Annotated in this window: 18 protein-coding genes, 1 pseudogene and 1 riboswitch; of the genes and pseudogenes, 3 read left to right on the top strand and 16 right to left on the bottom strand. The window is 74.4% G+C overall.

The genetic code is table 11. The features are described from left to right. The first annotated feature begins 205 nt into the window (after positions 1-205). The 3 genes and pseudogenes from ABD644_RS08390 to hemA all read left to right on the top strand — a co-directional run bounded on the left by ABD644_RS08390 (position 206) and on the right by hemA (position 4,079). Positions 206-1,456: pseudogene (locus tag ABD644_RS08390) on the top strand (IS256 family transposase). A 47-nt stretch (positions 1,457-1,503) separates the two neighbouring features. Then, positions 1,504-2,463, top strand: coding sequence for an IS30 family transposase (locus tag ABD644_RS08385; RefSeq protein ID WP_344688316.1), 960 nt, complete (start codon positions 1,504-1,506; stop codon positions 2,461-2,463). 338 nt (positions 2,464-2,801) lie between these two features. Next, entirely contained in the window at positions 2,802-4,079 is a 1,278-nt protein-coding gene (hemA, locus tag ABD644_RS08380; RefSeq protein ID WP_344688315.1) for a glutamyl-tRNA reductase, read from the top strand. 189 nt (positions 4,080-4,268) lie between these two features. Here hemA and egtD read toward each other — a convergent pair whose 3' ends face one another. The 16 genes from egtD to ABD644_RS08300 form a co-directional block, all read right to left on the bottom strand. Continuing rightward, entirely contained in the window at positions 4,269-5,237 is a 969-nt protein-coding gene (gene egtD / locus ABD644_RS08375) for an L-histidine N(alpha)-methyltransferase (protein ID WP_344688314.1), read from the bottom strand. Next, a complete protein-coding gene (egtC, locus tag ABD644_RS08370) occupies positions 5,234-5,932 on the bottom strand; it encodes an ergothioneine biosynthesis protein EgtC (protein WP_344688313.1) in 699 nt (232 codons plus the stop codon). The genes egtD and egtC overlap by 4 nt, the downstream gene beginning before the upstream one ends. After that, the gene (egtB, locus tag ABD644_RS08365) at positions 5,932-7,209 is read right to left on the bottom strand and encodes an ergothioneine biosynthesis protein EgtB (protein ID WP_344688312.1); all 1,278 of its coding nucleotides are present in this window, start codon (positions 7,207-7,209) and stop codon (positions 5,932-5,934) included. The genes egtC and egtB overlap by 1 nt, the downstream gene beginning before the upstream one ends. Beyond that, a complete protein-coding gene (egtA, locus tag ABD644_RS08360; protein ID WP_344688311.1) occupies positions 7,206-8,411 on the bottom strand; it encodes an ergothioneine biosynthesis glutamate--cysteine ligase EgtA in 1,206 nt (401 codons plus the stop codon). Before egtA ends, egtB begins: the two co-directional genes overlap by 4 nt. Positions 8,412-8,934: 523 nt before the next feature. Beyond that, positions 8,935-9,117: a hypothetical protein gene (locus tag ABD644_RS08355; RefSeq protein WP_344688310.1), complete on the bottom strand. Its 183-nt coding sequence runs from the start codon at positions 9,115-9,117 to the stop codon at positions 8,935-8,937. 454 nt (positions 9,118-9,571) lie between these two features. Then, positions 9,572-9,901, bottom strand: coding sequence for a type II toxin-antitoxin system PemK/MazF family toxin (locus tag ABD644_RS08350; protein ID WP_344688309.1), 330 nt, complete (start codon positions 9,899-9,901; stop codon positions 9,572-9,574). Next, a complete protein-coding gene (locus tag ABD644_RS08345) occupies positions 9,898-10,194 on the bottom strand; it encodes a type II toxin-antitoxin system VapB family antitoxin (protein WP_344688308.1) in 297 nt (98 codons plus the stop codon). Before ABD644_RS08345 ends, ABD644_RS08350 begins: the two co-directional genes overlap by 4 nt. Before the next feature lie 57 nt (positions 10,195-10,251). Continuing rightward, a complete protein-coding gene (gene cobA, locus ABD644_RS08340; protein ID WP_344688307.1) occupies positions 10,252-11,451 on the bottom strand; it encodes a uroporphyrinogen-III C-methyltransferase in 1,200 nt (399 codons plus the stop codon). Beyond that, positions 11,448-12,542, bottom strand: a complete 1,095-nt coding sequence (gene cobT, locus ABD644_RS08335; RefSeq protein ID WP_344688305.1) for a nicotinate-nucleotide--dimethylbenzimidazole phosphoribosyltransferase — start codon at positions 12,540-12,542, stop codon at positions 11,448-11,450. The genes cobA and cobT overlap by 4 nt, the downstream gene beginning before the upstream one ends. Then, positions 12,428-13,582 (bottom strand): Rv2231c family histidinol phosphate aminotransferase CobC, encoded by a 1,155-nt coding sequence (gene cobC / locus ABD644_RS08330; RefSeq protein ID WP_344688304.1) that lies wholly within the window; start codon positions 13,580-13,582, stop codon positions 12,428-12,430. The genes cobT and cobC overlap by 115 nt, the downstream gene beginning before the upstream one ends. Next, positions 13,579-13,968: a cobalamin biosynthesis protein gene (locus ABD644_RS08325; RefSeq protein ID WP_344688303.1), complete on the bottom strand. Its 390-nt coding sequence runs from the start codon at positions 13,966-13,968 to the stop codon at positions 13,579-13,581. The genes cobC and ABD644_RS08325 overlap by 4 nt, the downstream gene beginning before the upstream one ends. Continuing rightward, positions 13,955-15,361 (bottom strand): cobyrinic acid a,c-diamide synthase CobB, encoded by a 1,407-nt coding sequence (locus ABD644_RS08320; protein WP_344688302.1) that lies wholly within the window; start codon positions 15,359-15,361, stop codon positions 13,955-13,957. The genes ABD644_RS08325 and ABD644_RS08320 overlap by 14 nt, the downstream gene beginning before the upstream one ends. Positions 15,362-15,375: 14 nt before the next feature. Further along, complete coding sequence (cobO, locus tag ABD644_RS08315; RefSeq protein ID WP_344688300.1) at positions 15,376-15,990, bottom strand: cob(I)yrinic acid a,c-diamide adenosyltransferase; 615 nt, start codon at positions 15,988-15,990, stop codon at positions 15,376-15,378. A 1-nt stretch (position 15,991) separates the two neighbouring features. Further along, positions 15,992-18,040, bottom strand: a complete 2,049-nt coding sequence (locus ABD644_RS08310) for a putative cobaltochelatase (RefSeq protein WP_344688298.1) — start codon at positions 18,038-18,040, stop codon at positions 15,992-15,994. Positions 18,041-18,111: 71 nt separating this feature from the next. Then, positions 18,112-18,253: riboswitch (cobalamin riboswitch) on the bottom strand. 54 nt (positions 18,254-18,307) lie between these two features. Continuing rightward, on the bottom strand, positions 18,308-19,810 hold the full coding sequence (locus ABD644_RS08305; protein WP_344688296.1) for a cobyric acid synthase: 1,503 nt from the start codon (positions 19,808-19,810) through the stop codon (positions 18,308-18,310). Next, complete coding sequence (locus ABD644_RS08300) at positions 19,807-20,766, bottom strand: cobalamin biosynthesis protein (protein WP_344688294.1); 960 nt, start codon at positions 20,764-20,766, stop codon at positions 19,807-19,809. The genes ABD644_RS08305 and ABD644_RS08300 overlap by 4 nt, the downstream gene beginning before the upstream one ends. Positions 20,767-20,792: the final 26 nt, after the last annotated feature.

The following is a 20,792-nucleotide window of genomic DNA, read 5'->3' as shown; positions in this document are numbered from 1 at the left end:
CCTCCGGTCGTCGGGCGAGGTCGAGGTGCACAACATATGGGGCTACAACGCAGCAGGTCACCGATCGAGAGCGGCGTGCTCGCGGAGTGGCTTCCCCCAAGGTGGTGTGCGAGCAGCCCGGTGAGGGCGCTGGCGTAGACGTGCAGGCGGCCACCGCGTGACTCTTCGAACTGAGTTCCCGCTCAAGATCGAGGAGTTCCACGCGATGACCGCCGCACCCATGATCGACCCTGCCCGCTTCCTGCACGAGCAGCTGGCCCAGGCTTCACCGGATCTGCTTGCGGCAGATGCTGACCACGCTCATCAACACGCTGATGTCCGCCGAGGCCGAGGCCGACGCCGTCTGCGGCGCCGACTACGGCCAGCGCAGTGAGGAGCGGACCAACGTCCGCAACGGCTACCGGAGCCGGGAGTTCGACACCCGGGCCGGCACGCTGGACCTCGCCATCCCCAGGCTGCGGTCCGGCTCGTACTTCCCCGACTGGCTGCTCGAACGCCGCCGGCGGGCCGAGCGGGCGCTGACCACCGTGGTCGCCACCTGCTACCTGCTCGGGGTGAGCACCCGGCGGATGGAGAAGCTCGTCGAGAGCCTCGGGATCACCCGCCTGTCGAAGTCCCAGGTCAGCGAGATGGCCAAAGACCTCGACGGGCAGGTCGCGGACTTTTGCCACCGCCCCTCGACCAAGGGCCCTACACGTTCGTCGCGGCCGACGCCCTCACGCTCAAGGTCCGCGAAGGCGGCCGAGTGGTCAACGTGCACGCTCTCGTCGCCACCGGGGTGAACGCCGACGGGCACCGGGAGATCCTCGGCCTGCAGGTCACCTCCGCCGAGGACGGCGCCGGCTGGCTGGCCTTCTTCCGCGACCTGACCGCCCGTGGCCTCACCAGCGTCGCCCTGGTCACCTCCTATGCCCACCGCGGGCTGGTCGACGCGATCGGCGCGACCCTGTCCGGCGCCGGCTGGCAGCGCTGCCGCACCCACTACGCCGCGAACCTGATGGCCGCGACCCCGAAAGCCAGCTGGCCGTGGGTGCGCGCGCTGCTGCACTCGGTCTACGACCAGCCCGACGCCGCCTCGGTGCACGCCCAGTTCGACCGGGTGCTCGACGCCCTGGCCGACAAGCTGCCGAGGGTGGCAGAGCACCTCGAGGCCGCCCGCCCCGACGTGCTGGCCTTCACCGCCTTCCCCAAGGAGGTCTGGCGGCAGATCTGGAGCAACAACCCCAGCGAGCGTCTCAACCGCGAGATCCGCCGGCGCACCGACGTCGTGGGCATCTTCCCTGACCGCGACTCCGCGATCCGCCTGGTCGGTGCCGTGCTCGCCGAGCAGCACGACGAATGGACCGAAGGCCGCCGCTACCTCGGCCTCGACGTCCTCGCCCGCTGCCGCCTCCGACCCGTTTCCGACACCGACACCACGATCGAGGAGGTGACCATCCCGGCGCTCAGCGCCTGAGAGAACCAAAGATCACGCGGAGGTCGACACACACCACGCCAGCGGGCTTGACCGCCACCCTACGTGGACGAGGGCTCGGCGTCCGCGAGATCGCCCGTCGGCTGGGACGGTCCCCGTCGACGATCAGCCGGGAACTCTGCCGCCATCTCCGACCGCACGATCGCGGCGTCTACGACGGTGACCTGGCCCGCGCTCGCGCTCGAGAGCGATCGCGGCGGCCGGGGCGTCCGCTCCTGTCCCGGGATCCGGAACTGCGACAGATCGTCCAGGCCCTGCTGGAGGAGGAGTGGAGTCCGGCGCAGATCGCGGCGCATCTGCGCGAGGCCCATACCGACCGGCCGGCGTGGCACCTGTGCCACGAGACCATCTACCAGGCCCTCTACCACGGCGGAAAAGGCGGCCTGAGCAGGGCATTGACCAAGAAGCTGCGCACCGGACGGCCACTGCGGAAGCGCCGGCGCAGCCCGATGGCGCGCACGCCGCGCTTCGCCGCGCCGGGCCGGCTGCTGCACGAGCGCCCGCCCGTGGTCGAGGAACGCGCCCGGATCGGCGGCTGGGAGGGCGACCTGATCGTCGGCCGGGCCAGCCGCTCGGCGATCGGCACCCTGGTCGACCGGCGCACCGGCTACCTACGGCTGGTGCACCTGCGCGACGGGCACAGCGCCGAGCACCTGCGCGTCGCCATGCTCCCGGTCCTCGCCGACCTTCCGACGCTGGCCCGGGAGACCCTGACCTGGGACCAGGGCTCGGAGATGGCCTACCACCACCTGCTCGAGGAGCACTTCGCCGACGGCATCTTCTTCGCGCCGCCGGCCACCCCGTGGCTGCGCGGCACCACAAGAACACCAACGAAACTCCTCCGCCAGTACTTCCCCAAGGGCAGCGATCTGCGCACCTTCACGCTCGCCGATCTACGGGCGGTCGAACAGCGCATCAACAGCCGCCCGCGGAGGCGACTCACTTGGCGCAGCCCAGCCCGCGTCATGGAGACGGAACTGGCAGGGTGAACCGGTCAGCGTTGCGACGACTACGCGAATCCGCCACGGCCGAAAATTGACCCCGCGTCCAGGTCGTTACCAGGACGACGACTGCTTTCTGTGCGATGACGATGTTGGTCCGGGTACGAAGGGGTGGCCTGCCCGGAGGAGGTTGCCTCGGCCGTCGTATGGCTCGCCTCGCCCGACGCGCGCTTCCCCAGTGGCACGGTCGTCGATGTCAACAGGGCCTCACACCTGGCGCAGCTTCCCCGGCATAGGGCCACCCGTAGCCCCAATCTTGGGGTTGACCGCCCTTCCGCCCGGCTCAGACGATGACCGTGACGGGAGCAACAGGAGGGGCGCAAGCGATGACGATCGTCTCGGTCGGCCTCTCTCATCGGATCACCCCGGTGGAGCTCCTGGAGAAGCTGGTCGTGCCCTCCGCACAGCTCGACGACGTGCTGGCCCGGCTCTGCGGCACGCCGCCCATCGACGAGGTGGTCGTGCTGTCGACCTGCAATCGGCTCGAGGTCTACGCGGCGACCCGCGGACCGGTGGCCGAGGTGACCGGGGCAGTTGCGGACCTGATGGCCGCCAGAGGGCCCGTCCCGGTCGGCGAGTACCTGCGGACGGCGCGCACTCGGGTCGACGCCGCGGCGGTCGAGCACCTGTTCACCGTCGCGTGCGGGTTGGACTCGATGGCAGTGGGCGAGGACCAAATCGTCGCCCAGCTCAGAGCCGCCACCCACGCGGCCACCGAGGCAGGAACCGCCGGCCCGGTGCTCACCCGCCTGATCGACGCGGCGTTGCGGGCCAGCAAGCGGGCGCGGACGCGGACGCGGATCGGTTCAGCAGGAATCTCGCTCGCGCGAACCGGCTTGGGGCTGGCCGGGGAGGCGCTCGGCGGGCTCGAGGGCCGCCATGCCCTCGTCCTGGGGACCGGTGGTGCGGGCAAGCTCGCCGTCCGGCTGCTGCACCAGGCCGGGGTGGGGCGGCTATCGGTGGCTGGCCGCAACGAGCCCGCGACCACGCGGCTGGCCGCGTCCGTCGGCGGCACGCCGCTAGGGGCGGACGACGTCCCCACCGCGCTCGCCGACACCGATCTGCTGGTCACCGCCACCGGCTGCCCCGCTCCGCTCGTGCTGGCAGAGCAGGTCCGCGCCGCTCGGTCGGCCGCCAGCAGCCGCCCGATGTTCGTGCTGGACCTCGGTATGCCTCCGGACGTCGAGTCGGAGGTCGGCCGACTGGCCGGCGTCACGCTCGTCGACATCGCGGCGCTGGGCCGGCACCTCGCCGAGGCACGAAGACCCGACGACATGCCGGTGGTCCGCGCGATCATCGCCCAGGAGGTGGCCGCCTGCGTGGATGCGCAACGCGCGGCGGAGTCGGGGCCGATCATCGGGGCGATGCGCGCCCGCGTCGACGCGCTCGCCGCATCCGAGATGGTCCGCCTGTCCGGTCGGCTCCCCGATCTCACCGAGCAGCACCGGGTCGAGACCGAGGCGGCCGTGCACCGCATCCTGCGCAAGTTCCTGCACGGGCCCACCGTCCGCGCGCGGGAACTCGCCGCGGACCCCGACGGGCGACTCTACGTCGAGGCGCTGCGGCGGCTGTTCGACCCAGCGGGGAGCGAGGCCATCCGCTGACGGCGCACCGCTCATACCGACGGGAAACACCGAGTTCCCGCGGTCGTGTTCGGCTCGCGGCTCGAGGGCGTGGACCTGTGCCGGCCGGGTGGCCGATCGGCGCGGCGACGTCGGGCCGGAGCGGCGGAGACACTGCGGAACGCTGCCGAGCCCACGCGCGTCTCTACCGGGCACCGCCGCCGAAGCAACTCAGGCGGGGACGGCGAGCGAGAGCGCGAAGTCGCCGGCGGCGTCGGTCCACCAGTGGGTCATGGTCAGGCCGGCGGCGGCCAGTTCCCGCTCCACACCGGCGCGGCGGAACTTGGCCGAGATCTCCGTCCGCAGCTCCTCGCCGGCGGCGAATCGGACCTCCAGGTCGAGTGCGGCCACGCTGACCGTCTGGGCGGTCCGGGACCGCAGGCGCATCTCGATCCACTCAGCCGACGCGTCCCAGAGCGCCACGTGGTCGAAGGCGTCGAGGTCGAAATCTGCCTTCAGCTCCCGGTTGAGCACGGCGAGCACGTTGCGGTTGAACGCGGCGGTGACGCCGGCGGCGTCGTCGTAGGCGCGCAGCAGCCGGGCCGGATCCTTGACCAGGTCGGTGCCGAGGAGGAACGCCTCGCCTGGGACCAGCGTGCCCGCCAGGACGGCGAGGAAGGCCTCCCGCTCGGCCGGCGCCAGGTTGCCGATGGTGGAGCCAAGAAAGGCGACCAGCCGGCGGCCGTCGCGCGGCAGCTCGTCCAAGTGCCGGGTGAAGTCGCCGACGACCGCCTCGACGGCCAGCCCGGGGTACTCCTCGACCAGTGCGGCGGCGGCCGACCGGAGCACGGACGGGTCGACGTCGAAGGGCACGAACCGGCGCAGCGTTCCGGCCTCGCGCAGCGCCGTCAGCAGCAGCCGGGTCTTCTCCGACGTCCCGCTGCCGAGCTCGACCAGCACATCGGCACTGGTGGCTGCGGCGATGCCGGCCGCATGGGTCTGGAGCACCGAGCTCTCGGCGCGGGTGAGGTAGTACTCGGGCAGCCGGGTGATCTCGTCGAACAGTTCGCTGCCGAGCTCGTCGTAGAACCAGCGCGGCGGCAGGGTCTTCGGCGTCGACGTCAGCCCCGCGAGGGCGTCGGCGCGCAGCGCCGCGGTGGTGTCGTCGGGGCCGAGGTGGGTGACGAGGGGGATGGTCATGCGGGTTCCTCCAGTGGCGTTTGCGAGACACCGTCCGGGCCGACCTCGACCAGGTGCCGATCGGGGACGTCGCACCAGCGGCCGTCGTCGTCGTAGGGCTCGCTCGCCAGCGCGGTGCCCTCGGGGGTGGTCAGGATCGAGAGGGTGTCGCCCCAGGTGGTGGCGAGCAGCCGGGTGCCATCGGTGGCGAGGAGGTTGAGCCGGGCGGCGGGGTCGAGCGCCGCCACCTCCCGGAGTGTCGCCGCGAGGCGCGCGGCCCCGCGGGCGAAGACGAGGGCGGCAAGCAGCGCGCTGTCGCAGGCGGATTCCGCCTGCCGCGACGGCGGGAGCGCCGCTCGGTCGACCCTGCCGTTGTGCGAGAGCAGCCAGCGGCCGTCGGTGAACGGCGCGACGGCGCTCTCCTCCATCGGCATGCCCGGCGTCGCCGAGCGCACCGCGGCGAGCACGCAGCCGGAGTTCACCACGGGTGCGACGGAGGCGAACGAAGCGTCGCTCCACAGCGGGCGGGCGGACCGCCAGCGGGCCGGCTCGGCCCGGCCGGGTACGTAGAAACCGACCCCCCAGCCGTCGGCGTTCACCACGCCGTACCGCTGCCGCCGCGGGGCCCAGGACTGCACCAGCAGGGAGGACGGCGGGTCGAGCACGAGGTCGGCCAGGGTCCTGGGCCGCCCCAGCCAGGCGAGGTGTCGGCACATCAGGCGTCCCAGGCCAGCCGGATGCCGCTGAAGATCTGCCGCCGGATCGGGTGGTCCCAGTTGCGGAAGCTCGGCCGCAGGATCGAGGTGGCCACCGCCCACGAGCCGCCGCGCAGCACCCGGTAGTCGCCGTCGAAGAACGGCGCGGAGTAGGTGGCGTACAGCATCGGCCGGAAGCCCGGCCAGGGCCGAAACGGCGAGGACGTCCACTCCCAGACGTCGCCCATCAGCTGCTCCACCCCGTACGCCGACGCGCCCGCCGGGTAGGCGCCGACGGGTGCCGGACGCAGCGCACCGCCCCCCAGGTTGGCCAGGGCCGCGGTCGGCTCGGCCGAGCCCCAGGGGAAGCGCCGGCGGCGGCCGGTGACGGGGTCCCAGGCCGCCGCCTTCTCCCACTCCATTTCAGTCGGCAGCCGGGCGCCCGCCCAGGCGGCGTAGGCCTCGGCCTCGAAGAACGTGACGTGCTGGACCGGCTCGTCCGGTGGCAGGGGCTCGACCACGCCGAACCGGGTCCGGGTGCCGTGGCGGCCCCAGAACTGCGGCCGATCCAGCCCGGCCTGCCGCCGGTGCTCCCAGCCGCGGTGCGACCACCAGCGGGCCGTCGTGTAGCCGCCGTCGGCGACGAAGGCGGCGTACTCGGCGTTGGTCACCGGCACCCGGCCGATGCGGAACCCGGGCACGTCGACCCAGTGCGCGGGCCGCTCGTTGTCCAGCGAGAACGGCTCGTCGGTGGCGTCGACCCCGAGGCGGCAGGGCCCGCCCGGCACGAGCACGGAGGTGCCCGCGACGCCGGGCCGGCCCGAGGGCAGGGGATCACCCGGTTCCAGCAGCGGCGGGCCGGGGCGCAGCTGCAGGGTTTGCAGCATCGTCTCGTCGTGCTGCTGCTCGTGGCTGACCACCATCGCGAAGTCGAACGGGTCGTCGGCCTCGGAGAAGTGGTCGAGCCGGTCGAGCACCCGGCTGCGCACCTCGCGGCAAAACGCCCGCGCCTCCACCGGCGGCAGCAGCGGCAGCCGGACGCGGATGGCGCGCGGGTGGGTGAACGCGTCGTAGAGGGCGTCGACGTCCGGGGGCAGCAGCCCGGGCCGCTGGCCGTCGCCGCGGCGCAGCAGCCACAGGTCCTCCTGCTGGCCCACGTGCGCCAGGTCCCACGCCAGCGGGCTCATCAGCGGGCTGTGCTGGCGCAGCAGCTCCGATTCGTCGTGGTCGGTGAGCAGCAGCGTGCGGTCGCGGGCGGCGGCGAGCTCGGCGGCAAGCCGGCCGGGCAGGTCGGTCATCGATGTCCCTCCGGCAGGTCGATGCCGGCCAGCAGGGCAGCGGCCGGCCCGCCGGTGCGGGCGGCAGCCAGCAGGGCGTCCCCGGGGCTCGCGCCCCGGTCCGCCAGTTCGGCCAGGGCGGTCACTGCCGGGCGCAGCTCGGCCGGGACGGCGTCCAGCGCGGCAGCCAGGCAGGCACGAGCGGCGCGGCGCAGGCCGGCGTCGGCCAGGCCGAATCGGGCCGCGCGATCCCAGGCCCCGGCGACCGGGGCGCTGGCGGCCGCGGCCCGATCGGCGGCGAGGGGGTCGTCCAGCAGAGTGGCGGTCACCGCCGCCAGTGCCGGCCACCACGGCTCCGGTGCGGCGTCCAGGTAGCGGATCTCCAGCCATCCGCGGGGGCGGACCGGCGGGAACAGCGTGGTCAAGTGATAGTCCAGGTCCGCCGGCGTGGGCCGTCGCCCGCCGAGCTCGGCCTCGCCGGTCACCCAGTCGGCGAACGTCGTACGGCCGTGGACCGGTTCCGCCGACCCCCGGCCGGGATCGCGCACCAGCATCACCGGCGCCGACAGCGCGTAGGCGGCCCACCCCGCGGCCGGGTCACCCGAGCCGAGCAGCGGCCCGCACCGCGCCTGGTCCAGCTCGCCCCAGATCCGCTGCCGGGTCGAACGCCAGCCGGTGCTCCGCCCGTCAAGCAGCGGCGAGCAGCCGGAAAGCGCGACCAGCACCGGGCCCAGCTGGTGGGTCAGCGCCACCCGGTCCGGCCACCCGGCGGCGGGGCCCGCGTCCAGGTTGACCTGCAGCGACGCAGTGCTGGTCATCATCGCCAGGCCCGCCGGCGCGCAGCCCACCGCGGCGAAGTGCTCGGCCATCGCAGCGTAGCGCGGGGCCGGGTTGACCCGCCCCGGGGAGCGCAGCGGATCCGCGCCGACCATCGCCAGCGCCAGGCCCGCGTCGGTCAGCGCGCTGGCGAGCACGGCCCGGTCGGCGCGCAGCGCCGCGACGGCTGCCGCGACCCCCGGCAGCGGAGGACTCGACAGCTCCACCTGCCCGCCCGGCTCCACGGTCACGCGGCTCCCGCCCGGGAGCGCCCCCACCGACCCGACGGCGGCGCGGATGCGTCCCCACGGCACTCGACGAGCGGGGGCGGCCGGGTCGACCAGGTGCCCCTCCAGCTCCAGGCCGACTGCCCCGACCGGGCCGGACCACAGCGCGGCGCGGGTCACGTGGTCGACCGCCTCGTCCAGCGCCGACGGTGCGCACGGCAGAGGTGTTCTCGGACTGGGGGCCACCGGGCCCCACCCCCTCCAGGTCCGGACCGGTCGGAATCGACCGCGGGTCGGTGCGGGGGCGGCCCATCACGTGTGGCCGTCCTCGGACCCCATCCTTCACCGCGCGCCGCGGGTGTCAACCGCCCGCTGAGTGCCAGTCGCCCACGGCCCCGGAGGCGGGTCGCGCGAGCCCGGCCGCAGAGCCGACATCCGCCCTGGCCAGGCGTTGCTGAACTCGATCTACAACGCGGTTACCACGAGCCCGGCCCGCACGCGTGAGGCGGCTCGTTGCGCCGGATCGAGCCGACTATCGGCCCCCGAACACCGGCCCTTGCTCACGCCCGACCACCCTCGCGCCCCGACCGGAGAGCAGCAGCGGAAGCGCCGCACGGGCGGGCGGCCCTGCCACGTCAACCGCCCGCGAACAGGATCAGCTCGACATCGACTCGACCCAGCAAGATCGACGGTGGATCGAGGCTCAGTCGTCCACCATGACCTGGTCGTGTCGGGCGTACAACGCGGTGCGCGCGTGTCCCTGCAGCGTGCGCCCGCCGTTGGCCAGGTCCGCGATCTCGGCGAAGAACTTCACGCGGGCGATGCCCGGGGTGTACAGGATGAGGAACGAGGTGGGGTCGTCGGTGTCATTCCGGAAGCCGTGCACGCCGCGCTCGTGGACCAGGGCGAAGTCACCGGCCCGGTACGGCTGCCACCGGCCGTGGGCGTACCCGCCCCGGGACTACCAACCACAGGCCAGAACATGAACGATGTCGCGCGACACCTGTGAACCGTGTCCCGCGACATCGCAATTGAGCGCGTGACGGGAATCGAACCCACACAGTCAGCTTGGAAGGCGTGGGACTCCAGGCACCATCTCGGCTGCTCAGCGCCATGTTGGGCTAGTTGCGTGCCTTCTGCGTGGCCTCAGAGCCACAGGGCCGGCCGGAGGAGCGGCTCCTCGTTGTCGCTCACCCAGCGGCCGGTCGAGCGATGCGGTACGCGGCGCCATTGCTGCCCACGCCGGCCCCGAGGAGCGGGGTCCGTTTGTCCTCCCCGTCCGGGACGGCTCACCGGGCAAGTCGTGCGGGACGGTGGCCGGCGGCATGGATCGAGAAGTGTCAGTCCGCGCAGTCGACCGCGACGGCGAGGGCTTCACAGATCTGCCGTATGCGCGAGTCTGCCAACCGTCCGAGCCGCTCGACGAGGACCGCGACAGAGACGCTCTCGATCGAGTCCAGGTTGACCACGCAGCGGCGGGGGACCGGGTCCTCGCCGGGCTCGAGGCCGACTTCGCTGACGAGGCCGCGGATGGTGGTGGTGCATGGTGCGACGAGTGCGCGCCGGTGTCGGGGGATCACCGCGTCGCGGGAGAGGACCACGACCGGGCGGCGCCCGATCTCGGCCAGCTCGCACCACCAGACCTCACCGCGCGAGGGCAGCGTGGTCACGACCGTCCAGCGGCTTCGCGAAACGACGCCAGATCACCCCACTCGTCTGGTTCGTCGAGCGGGTGTTCGTCGTAGGCGGAGTAGCTCGCCTCGACTTCGGCCGAACGGTGGCGCGCCACCAGCGCGCGCCGCGCCTCATCGATCATGGCGGCGTCGGTGTCACCGGATCGCACACGTCGAGCGGCCTGGAGGAGGTCGTCGTCGACGGTCGTGCTAAGCCGTGTTCTACTCATGCCACAATCATGCCACGAAGTCGTCCCCGGGAGCTGATGACGGCTGCCCACCAGCGCCACGCGGACTGCATCCTTCAACGGCACAGCGTCACCACTGCCAGTCGTAGATGCCGCATCTCACCGATGGCCAACCAGCGGGTCGAGGTGGGGGGTCAGTCGCACGACATCCCCGACGACCCAGACCGCGGGTGGCCGGATCTTTTCCTCGGCCATGGCGGCAGGAAGCCCGGCGAGAGTGGTGCGAAGGACCCGCTGACTGGGCGTCGAGCCGTCGGTGACGACCGCCACCGGCGTGTCGGGCGCCCGTCCATGGGCGATGAGCGCGCCCGCGACAGCGGCTGCGGTCTCCACCCCCATGAGGACGACGACGGTGCCCCGTAGCCGTCCGATGGCAGCCCAGTCGACGAGCGAGTCGGGGTGCCCGGGTGGCACGTGTCCGGAGACCACGACGAACTCGTGCGTGAGGCCGCGGTGCGTCACCGGGATACCGGCCAGTGCCGGCACCGAGACGGCGCTGGTCACACCGGGGACCACCTCGACCGGCACCCCGGCGGACATGCAGGCTTCGACCTCTTCCATCCCGCGGCCGAAGACGAACGGGTCACCGCCCTTGAGTCGCACGACGCGCTTGCCCGCCAGCGCGCGCTCGACCAGCAACGCGTTGATCTGTTCCTGGGCCATCGAGCGCCCGCGCGGCAGTTTCGAGGCATCGATGACCTCGACCTCGGGCGGCAGCGAGGCGAGCAGCGACTGGGGCCCTAGATGGTCGGCGACGACGACGTCGGCCTGGGTGACCGCCTGGTGGCCCCGCACCGTGATCAGGCCCGGGTCGCCGGGACCGCCGCCGACCAGGACCACGCACCCGGTCCGGGCGCCCGCGTCGGCCCGGGTGGCTCCGCCGACGACACCGCCGGCCTCCGCAGCCACGAGATCGCCTGGCCGACCGGCCGGTGAGGTCCAGGGGTTCGACTCGGCACGGTCGTCGACCCGCGCGCAGAACAGGCGACTCCTATCGGCCTCCGCGGCCACCGCCGAGTCCACTGCCGGGTCGCCGGTCGCCGCCACGGCATACCAGGCCCCGTCGAGGTCCCCGGCCTCGTACCGACGTCGCACCCACGTCATGGCCCCGGCCGCGGCGCGCGCCTCCAGTGCCGTGGTCAGTTCCGGGCTGACCACGGTCACCCGGGCCCCGGCGTCCAGCAGCCCGGCCACGCGTCGGTGCGCGACCTGGCCGCCGCCGACCACGACCACTCGCCGGTCGAGCAACGGGAGGCCCACGGGGTACAGGACCCCGGGCCTGTCGTCACCGGCGGTCATCCGCTCTTCTCGGTCACGCCGGCGGAGTCGAACGTCGCGACGTCGCGCAGCGCGCGTGCCGCGCTGGTCACCAGGGGCAGTGACAGGACCGCGCCGGTGCCCTCGCCCAGGCGCAGGTCCAGGCCGAGCAGCGGCCGCAGACCGAGGTGTGCCAGGGCGAAGCCGTGACCCGGCTCCGCGGAGGTGTGCCCGGCCAGCGCGTATTCCAGGGCCGGAGAGCAGAGGGCGGCAGCGACGAGCGCAGCGGAGCCCGCGATCACGCCGTCGAGCAGGACCGGCGTGCGGGAGGCAGCAGCCCCGATGATGAATCCCGCGAGGGCTGCGTGCTCGAGACCGCCGATCTCTGCCAGGACGGCCAGTGCCGTTTCCGGGGTCGTGGGCGGCTCGGTCAGCCGGCTCACGGCCCGGGTGACGACCTCGACCTTGCGGGCCAGTGTCGGGTCGTCCACGCCGGTGCCGCGGCCGGTCGCGGCGGCGGGGGCTGCCCCGGTGAAGGCGCACACGAGCGCCGCCGAGGCCGTCGTGTTCGCGATCCCCATGTCGCCGGTGATCAGGCAGCCCGAGCCGGGTGCCAGCGATGTCGCGACCTCGATACCCACTTCGACGGCACGGCGGGCCTCGTCGGGGGTCATGGCCGGCTCCACCGAGAGGTCGGCGGTGCCGAGCCGCACCTTCCGGTCCAGCAGTCCGTCGGCCGGGTCGAGCGGGCCGGCGACGCCCACATCGACCACGACCACCGTGGCACCGACCTCGGCGGCGAAGGCGTTCACGACGGCTCCGCCGCCGAGGAAGTTGCCGACCATCTGCGCGGTCACCTCCTGCGGCCACGGCGTGACGCCCTGGGCGTGCACCCCGTGGTCCCCGGCGAACACGGCAACAGTCGCGGGGGTGGGGAGGGGCGCGGGACAGCTGCCGGCGATCCCGGCCAGCTGGGCCGCGACGTCTTCCAGGACGCCGAGCGAACCTCGCGGCTTCGTCATCGCGTCCAGTCGCTCGCGGGCGGCCCGCTCGGCGGCGGCGTCCCGGGGGATGACGGCGGCGATGGTGGCACCGAGAAGCGTGTCGGGGAACGGCGTCGGGTGGGTGAGCAACGGTTCTCCTCGGGGACGTGGTGCATGGTCATGACCTCGGCCAGTGCAGCCGAGAAGGCGCGCGAGGTCACCGGGTCGCGGACGGCGATCCGGAAGTGGTCCGGAGTGAGCCCCGGGAAGGTGTCCCCCCGGCGCACCGCCCACCCCCGGTCGCGCAGCGCCCCCCGCACCCGTGCGCCGTCGGGGACGCGCAGCAGCACGAAGGACGAGCAGGGGTCGCCCTCCACCGTCACGCCCGTCGGGAGGGCGTCCAGCAGCGCGGCCCGCCGGCCGGCCAGCTCACGGGCGACCGCGTCGGCCTCCGCGCGGGCTCCCGGAGAACTGCAGGCCTCCAGCGCGGCGAGGGCCGGGGTGGAGACCGGCCAGTGCGGCTGGTGGGCGGCGAGCGCGCCGATCAGGTCTGCCCGCCCGAGCGCGTAGCCGACCCGGAGGCCGGCCAGCCCCCAGGTCTTGGTCAGGCTGCGGACGACGAGCAGACCCGGGAGGTCGCGCCTTCCGGCCATGGACGCCGGCTCGCCCGGGACGGTGTCGGCGAACGCCTCGTCGACCACAAGCACCCGGCCCGGCCGGGTGAGCGCGGCGACGTCTGCCGCGGGGTGCAGCACCGAGGTGGGGTTGGTGGGGTTGCCGAGGACGACCAGGTCGGCGTCGTCCGGGACGGCCCCCGGATCCAGCCGGAAACCGTCATCGGCACTGAGCACCAGGTGGGACACCGGATGCCCCGCCGAGCGCAGCGCCACGTCCGGCTCGGTGAAGGACGGGTGGACGAGGACCGCCTGGCGCGGCGCCAGCGCCCGGGCCAGCAGCACGAAGGCCTCCGCAGCCCCCGAGGTGAGCAGCACCTCGGCGGGATCCCGGCCGTGCGCGGCGGCGACCGCGGCACGCGCGGGGCCGCCGTCCGGATAGCGGGCGCTCTGGTCGAGCGCCTCGTGCAGCACTGTCCGCAGCCACGGCGGCGGAGCGCCGGGCCGCACGTTCACCGCCAGGTCGACCAGCCCGGGGGCGAGCTCGGCGTCCCCGTGGTGACGGAGATCGGTCATGCCGAGACCGCCACCGTGACGCGGCCGACCACTGTCTTCCTCATCACCAGCGTCCCGCCGGCAATCAACGCCGCGGCCTCGGCCACCGACGGCGTCCCCACCAGCGCGGCCACGCGGGTGGACGGTGTGGGAACCGGGACCCTGGACAGCTCCGCCGCGGTGTACCCGGTCAGCGGCCATCCTCGCCGTGCGGCGGCACCCGTGAGGCCCGGCTCCGACGCGCGGCAGTCCACGGTGGCGAGCCGCACGGCGGCGGTGCCGGGAGGGAGGACGGCGTCGACGGCGGCGAGCACCTCGTCGGCGCTGACCCCCGACATCGCGCCGATCCCCACCGTCAGCACATCACCCCTCGGCGACGTAGGCGGGAAGCCCTCAGCGATGGGCATGCTGCCGCTCCGCGCGCCGCGTCGGCCCGGCGGAGCCGGCGGCCGCGCAGGCGGTGACGAACCGGTGCGCCAGTGCGGGCGCCCCGGCCCAGTTCAGGTGCAGGTAGGAGGCGTGCACGCTGCCCGCCGCGAAACCCTCCGTCCCGGCGGCCGACCACCGCCAGGCAGGCGTCGGGCCCGCGACGGGCTCGGCGTGGGTGCGATGGAACTCGTGCCCGCGCACCCGCGTCCCCGCCGCGGCCAGCACCGAGTTCCCGGTCGCGACGGCCGCGCGGTAGCCGAGCGTCAGCCGCGGCGACATCGCCGTCCGCACGTCGAGGACGCCGCACATCGGAACGCCGTCCAGCTCTCGGGCGAGGTACAGGAGGCCTGCGCACTCCGCCGCGACCGGCGCCCCGGCGGCGGCCAGGGCAGCGACGTCGGCACGCAGCGCCTCGTTGGCCGACAGCTCTGCGGCGTAGACCTCCGGGAAGCCGCCACCGATCACGAGCCCCGCCGTCCCGTCCGGCAGGGCCTCGTCGCGCAGCGGGTCGACGGGGACCACCTCGGCGCCGGCGGCGCTCAGGAGCTCGGCGTTCTCCGTGTACCCGAAGGTGAAGGCCGGGCCACCGGCCACGGCGATCCGCGGCCGCCCGGTGACGGGCCGGACCTCGGTGGCCGGATCCCATGCGGCGGCGTCGAGCGGGGGAGCGGTGCGGGCCAGCGCGAGGACGGCGTCCAGGTCGACCCCGTCGGCGACCACCTCGCCCAACCGTCGCACGGTGGTCACCGCCTCCGTCGACCGCTCGGCCGCGGGCACGAGACCGAGGTGCCGGGACGGCGTGTGCAGCTGCTCCAGCCGCCGGATCGCGCCGAGCACCGGCACGCCGGCCGCCCCGAGCGACGCCCGCAGGATCGCCTCGTGCCGGTCGCTGCCGACCCGGTTGAGGATCACTCCGCCCAGCCTGACGCCTGTGTCGAAGGTGGCGAAGCCGTGCACGAGGGCGGCGACGCTGCGGGCCTGCGCGGAGGCGTCCACGACCAGCACCACCGGGGCGCGCAGCAGCGTCGCGACGTGCGCGGTGGAGGCGAAGCCGGGCTCCACCGAGGGGTGGGTCGCCCCGTCGAACAGGCCCATGACCCCCTCGACGACCGCCAGGTCCGCGGGAGCCGGATGCAGCGCCCCGCGCAGGAACAGCGGGGCGACCCGCTCCTCACCGACCAGCCACGGGTCCAGATTCCGGCCAGGGCGGCCGGCTGCGAGGCCGTGGTAGCCGGGGTCGATGTAGTCGGGACCGACCTTGTGCGGCGAGACGGCCAGCCCGCGCGCGGTGAACGCGGCGATCAGCCCGGTGGCGACCGAGGTCTTGCCGGCGTTGCTGCTCGGCGCGGCCAGCACCAGCCGTGGCACCATCCGCCCACCCGAACTCACCATTCGATGCCCCGCTGGCCCTTCTGGCCCGCGTCCATCGGGTGCTTGACCTTGGTCATCTCCACGACGAGATCGGCCGCCTCGATCAGCTTCGGGTGCGCGTCGCGCCCGGTGACGACGACGTGCTGGTTGCCCGGCCGGGAGACGAGGGTCGCCACCACCTCGTCGACGTCGACCCAGCCCCACTTCATCGGGTAGGTGAACTCGTCGAGCACGTAGAAGCGGTGCGCCTCGGCGGCGAGGTCGCGCCTGATCTGCGCCCAGCCCTCCGCGGCGTCGGCGGCGTGGTCGACCTCGGTGCCCTGCCGGCGCGACCAGCTCCAGCCGCTGCCCATCTTGTGCCAGACCACCGGACCGCCCTCGCCGGTCTGCTCGTGCAACCGGCCCAGGGCGGTGAGGGCGTTCTCCTCGCCGACCTTCCACTTGGCGCTCTTGACGAACTGGTACACCGCGATCGACCAGCCCTGGGTCCACGCGCGCATGGCCATGCCGAACGCGGCGGTGGACTTGCCCTTCATCTGGCCGGTGTGGACGGCCAGCAGCGGCCGGTTGCGCCGTTGCCGGGTGGTCAGCCCGTCCTCGGGGACGACCTCGACCTTGCCCTGGGGCATCTCAGGCAGCCTTCCGTAGAGGTGTCCGGCGGGCCTGGCGGACCGTCGCCGCGAGCGCATCGGCTGCCAGCTCCTCCAGGCGGAGGGTCTGCGCCCCGAGGTGGGCGCCCAGGGTTCTGGCCAGTCCGAGCCGGACCGGGCCGGACTCGCAGTCGACGACGACGCCCGCCGTCCCCGCCGCCGCCAGCAGGCCGGCCGCGGCGTGGGCCTCGGCCAGGTGGCTGCCGCCGCGCGCCCCGGTGGCCCGGCCGTCGGTGACGACGACCAGCAGCGGTCGGCGCTGCGGATCCCGCACACGCTCGACCCGCAGCAGTTCGTGCGCGCGCAGGAGCCCGGCGGCGAGCGGGGTGCGGCCGCCGGTGGGCAGGTCGGTGAGCCGGGCCGCGGCGGCCTCCACCGACCACGTCGGCGGCAACGCGACCTCGGCGTTGGAGCCTCGGAACGTGATCAGGCCGACCTTGTCGCGGCGTTGGTAGGCGTCCAGCAGCAGTGAGAGGACAGCGCCCTTGACCGCGCCCATGCGGGCCCGTGAGCTCATGGAGCCGCTGGCGTCGACGACGAACAGGACCAGGTTTCCTTCACGGCCCTCGAGCGTCGCCTGCCGCAGATCCTCGCGGGCGATCCGGAGGCCGGGACCGCGGCGGCCGCGCGTGACCTGGTGGGGCGCGGCGGCGAGGACGGTGTCGATCAGGTGCAGCTTGTTGACGGCCCCGGTGGGGCGTGTCGAACCGACCAGCCGGCCGCGCTCGGACCGGGCCCTGGACCGTCGGCCGGCCGCGCCCGCACCGATGCCCGGCACCTCCAGCCGTCGGGTGCGAAACGGATCGCCGGGCGTCGCGGCCGCCCGCTCCGGCGCCGGCCCGCCGCTGTTCGTTCCGGTACCGCCCTCACCACCGGAACCCCCAGGGACGTCCGGCGTCGACGGCCCTCCAGCGGTACCTCCGTCGTCGACGACGCCGGGAGGCGGGGGAGGGGGCGGGGTGCCGCCGGGCCCGTCGTCCTCGGGGCCGTCGTCCTCGGGGCCGTCGTCCTCGGGCTCGTCGGGCCTGGCGTCGGACAGCGCCTGGTCGAGCGTGTCCTCCTCCAGCCCGGGTGCGTTGAACGGGTTGCGGCGGCGGCGGTGCGGCAGGGCGAGCCGGGCGGCGACCCGGACGTCGTCCTCGGTGACCGCGTCGCGTCCGCACCAGGCGGCGTGCGCGATCGCGGTCCGCGCGGTGACGATGTCGGCGCGCAGGCCGTCGACGTCGAAGGCCGCGCACACCGCGGTCACCTGGCGCAGCGCGCCGTCGGAGAGGACGACGCGCGCGAGGCGGGCCCGCGCGTCGGCGATCCGGGTGGCGAGCGCGGCCTCGTCGGTCGCCCAGGTGGCGGCGAAAGCAGCCGGGTCGGCGTCGTGGGCGAACCGGCGCCGGACGACCTCGGCCCGTTCGGCCGGATCGCGGGGGGCGGCGACCTCGACGGTGAGACCGAACCGGTCGAGCAGCTGGGGGCGAAGCTCGCCCTCCTCGGGGTTCATCGTCCCGACGAGGAGGAACCGGGCCGCGTGCCGCACGGAGACGCCCTCACGCTCGACGTAGGCGGTGCCCAGCGCGGCGGCGTCCAGGAGCAGGTCGACCAGGTGGTCGTGCAACAGGTTGACCTCGTCGACGTAGAGCACCCCGCGGTTGGCGGCGGCCAGCAGGCCCGGCTCGAACGCCTTGACCCCCTCCGTGAGTGCGCGCTCGAGATCGAGGGCGCCCACGACGCGGTCTTCCGAGGCGCCGACGGGCAGCTCCACGAGGCGCGCTGGGCGGGTCTGACCAGCAACGGCGCTGTCGTGCGGGCCGTCCGGGCAGCCGGGGTCGGGCGCGGCGGGGTCGCAGGCGAACCGGCAGCCCGGGACGACGTCAACCGGTGGCAGGACGGCGGCCAGGGCGCGGACCGTCGTCGACTTCGCCGTCCCCTTCTCCCCGCGCACGAGGACACCGCCGATGGCGGGGGAGACGGCGTTGAGGAGCAGCGCCAGGCGCATGTCGTCCATGCCCACGACGGCACCGAACGGATAGGTCATGCAGATCGATCGCGCATCGCGCGTCCTCTCCCCGGGTGTCCACGCCCGGAGGTGGCAGGGACGACGGCGAGAGTCTCCTGGCTCCCGGATCGACGCCCGCCCCCGACCTTCCCGCTCGGGAGGGTCGAGACCCTCAGTCGCAGTGGCCGAACGTGGGGGTGGGCTCCCCGGTCACAGTGGCGGGACCGCGCCCGGAATCGCACCGGGCTTCCTCCACTGCCGTCGTGTGTGGCGCCGCCATCAGACCACGGGCGCGGTCGGGGCTCGTCACCGGGCACCCCCGGCCCCGGGCGGAAGCAGTGGCAGGCCGTCGGGAGCGCCGTCCTCCAGCAGCCTCTTCAGCGCGCCGGTGTCGGCGTGCTCCTCGACCAGGTCTCCCAGCCGGTCCAGCTGGGCCTCCCGGACGGCGGCGAAGTCCGTGCCGGGGGCCGGGACGAATCGCCGCCCGCTGTGCCGCGCGACCTCGGTGAGGAACGCGCGGCGGAACCCGTCGTTCTCCAGCGCGCCGTGCCAGGTGGTGCCCCAGACCGAGCCGGAGCGGGCGCCGTCGAGGAACGGCTCCGCGCCGTCGTCGACGCTGACCACGCCGTGGTGGATCTCGTAGCCGTGCACCGGCTGCCCGAGCGCGGTGCCGACCGGGCGGCCGAGCGTCTTCTCGCGGCCGAAGCGCACCTCGGTCGGGAGCAGTCCGAGCCCGGCGACCGTGCCGGTGCGGGACTCCACGTCGTCGGTGATCGTCCGGGCGAGCATCTGGTGGCCGCCGCAGATGCCCAGCACCGGCCGGCCCTCGGCCGCGCGGTGCAGGACGGCGTCGGCGAGTCCGGTCTCCCGTAGCCACGCGAGGTCGGCGACCGTGGCGCGCGTGCCGGGCAGCACCACGAGGTCGGCGTCGGCCAGCTCCTCGGGGCGGGTGGCGTAGCGGACGAGCACGCCCGGCTCGGCGGCCAGCGCGTCCAGGTCGGTGAAGTTGGACAGCCGGGGCAGTCGCGCCACCGATACGCGGAGGACCTCCTCGCCGTGCGGCGGGCCCGTGGCACCCCGGGCGGTGCCGACGCCGAGGGAGTCCTCGGCGTCGAGGTCCAGCCCGCCCAGCCACGGGAGGACGCCGAGCGTCGGCCGCCCGGTGAGCGCCGCGAGCTGCTCCAGGCCCGGCTGCAGCAGCCGCACATCGCCACGGAACTTGTTGATCAGGAAGCCCGCGACCAGCCGCTGGTCGTCCGGGGGCATGAGGGCGACGGTGCCGTAGAGCGCCGGGAAGACGCCGCCGCGGTCGATGTCGCCGACGACGACGACCGGGAGCTGCGCGGCGGTGGCCAGCCCCATGTTGGCGATGTCGTCGGCCCGCAGGTTGATCTCGGTGGGGGAGCCGGCGCCCTCGCAGACCACCACGTCGAACCGGGATCGCAGGTCGGCCAGGCAGTCGAGCACCTGCTCCCGCAGGGCGGCCTTCAGGTGCCGGTAGGACAGCGCGGTGACGTCGCCGACCGCGCGGCCGAGGACGACGACCTGGCTGGAGTTCTCGCCGCCGGGCTTGAGCAGGACCGGGTTCATCGCCGCCTCGGGCGCGACCCGGGCGGCGGCGGCCTGCATGACCTGGGCGCGGCCGATCTCCGCGCCGTCTGCGGTGACCATCGAGTTGTTGCTCATGTTCTGCGCCTTGAACGGGGCCACCGACACGCCCTGGCGCACCAGCCAGCGGCAGATGCCTGCGGTGACCACGGACTTCCCGGCGTCCGACGTGGTGCCCGCGACCAGCAGCGCCCCGCTCACGCCGGGCTCCCGCGCCGGGCCAGCCGGGTGGCTGTCGCGAGGGCCGCGGCCGACAGCCACACCGCCCGCGACAGCCGGACGGCACGGGCGATGTCCGCCGTCCCGGGCCGGGGGCCGTCGCCCAGCTCCGGGCGTTCCTCGACCCGGCTGCCGTAGACGTTGCGGCCGCCGAGTCGCACGCCGAGCGCTCCGGCCATCGACGCCTCGCAGCGGCCCGCGTTGGGGCTGGGGTGCGCGGCACCGTCGCGCCGCCAGGCCCGCAGCGCCCCGCTCGCGGAGCCGCCGGCCACCGGGGCGCAGGCCGCCGTGAGCGCCGCGGTGAGCCGGGCGGGCAGCCAGTTGGCGACATCGTCCAGCCGCGCGGCCGCCCAGCCGAAGCGCTCGTACCGGGCCGACCGGTGCCCGACCATCGCGTCGAGGGTGTTCACCGCCCGGTAGCCCAGGAGCCCCGGCAGCCCGGCCACCGCACCCCAGAACAACGGGGCGACGGCGGCGTCGGCGGTGTTCTCCGCGACCGACTCCACGGTGGCCCGGGCCAGCTCCGGCTCGTCGAGGCCGCTCGGGTCCCGCCCGGCCAGGGAGGGCAGGACGGCGCGGGCGGCGGGCAGGTCCCGGGCCCGCAGCGCGGAGTACATGTCCCCGGCCGTCCGGCCCAGCGAGGTGCCGCCCAGCACCGTCCACGTAGCCGCGGCGGTGACCACGGCACGGGCGAGGGGGTGCCGCCGGGTGGCGCCCTGCAGCCCGGCGCCCACGCCGGCCGTCGCGACGGTCAGCGCGAGGGCGTACCCGGCACCGACCACGCGGGAGTCCCGCCAGACCCGGCGTTCGAGGGCGGCCGCGACGCCGCCGAACCCGGCCACGGGGTGGGCCCGCCGGGGGTCGGCCAGCAGCAGATCGGCCACCGCGCCCAGGGCCAGCCCGGCCGCGGTCGGTACGTGTCCTGCCGGCGTCCTCACGCCCCCATCGTGTCAACCCCGGAAAG

This window comes from Blastococcus jejuensis, from assembly GCF_039534705.1.
Taxonomy (GTDB): Bacteria; Actinomycetota; Actinomycetes; order Mycobacteriales; family Geodermatophilaceae; genus Blastococcus_B; species Blastococcus_B jejuensis.
The sequence above is the reverse complement of the archived record's forward strand: the minus strand, read 5'-3'. Positions and strand labels throughout refer to the sequence as shown.

Coding starts and splice junctions, on each gene's coding strand:
- hemA (WP_344688315.1), top strand. CDS start 2,802: ATGACGATCGTCTCGGTCGGCCTCTCTCATCGGATCACCCCGGTGGAG.
- egtD (WP_344688314.1), bottom strand. CDS start 5,237: ATGACCATCCCCCTCGTCACCCACCTCGGCCCCGACGACACCACCGCG.
- egtC (WP_344688313.1), bottom strand. CDS start 5,932: ATGTGCCGACACCTCGCCTGGCTGGGGCGGCCCAGGACCCTGGCCGAC.
- egtB (WP_344688312.1), bottom strand. CDS start 7,209: ATGACCGACCTGCCCGGCCGGCTTGCCGCCGAGCTCGCCGCCGCCCGC.
- cobA (WP_344688307.1), bottom strand. CDS start 11,451: ATGACCGCCGGTGACGACAGGCCCGGGGTCCTGTACCCCGTGGGCCTC.
- cobC (WP_344688304.1), bottom strand. CDS start 13,582: ATGACCGATCTCCGTCACCACGGGGACGCCGAGCTCGCCCCCGGGCTG.
- ABD644_RS08325 (WP_344688303.1), bottom strand. CDS start 13,968: ATGCCCATCGCTGAGGGCTTCCCGCCTACGTCGCCGAGGGGTGATGTG.
- ABD644_RS08320 (WP_344688302.1), bottom strand. CDS start 15,361: ATGGTGCCACGGCTGGTGCTGGCCGCGCCGAGCAGCAACGCCGGCAAG.
- cobO (WP_344688300.1), bottom strand. CDS start 15,990: ATGCCCCAGGGCAAGGTCGAGGTCGTCCCCGAGGACGGGCTGACCACC.
- ABD644_RS08310 (WP_344688298.1), bottom strand. CDS start 18,040: ATGACCTATCCGTTCGGTGCCGTCGTGGGCATGGACGACATGCGCCTG.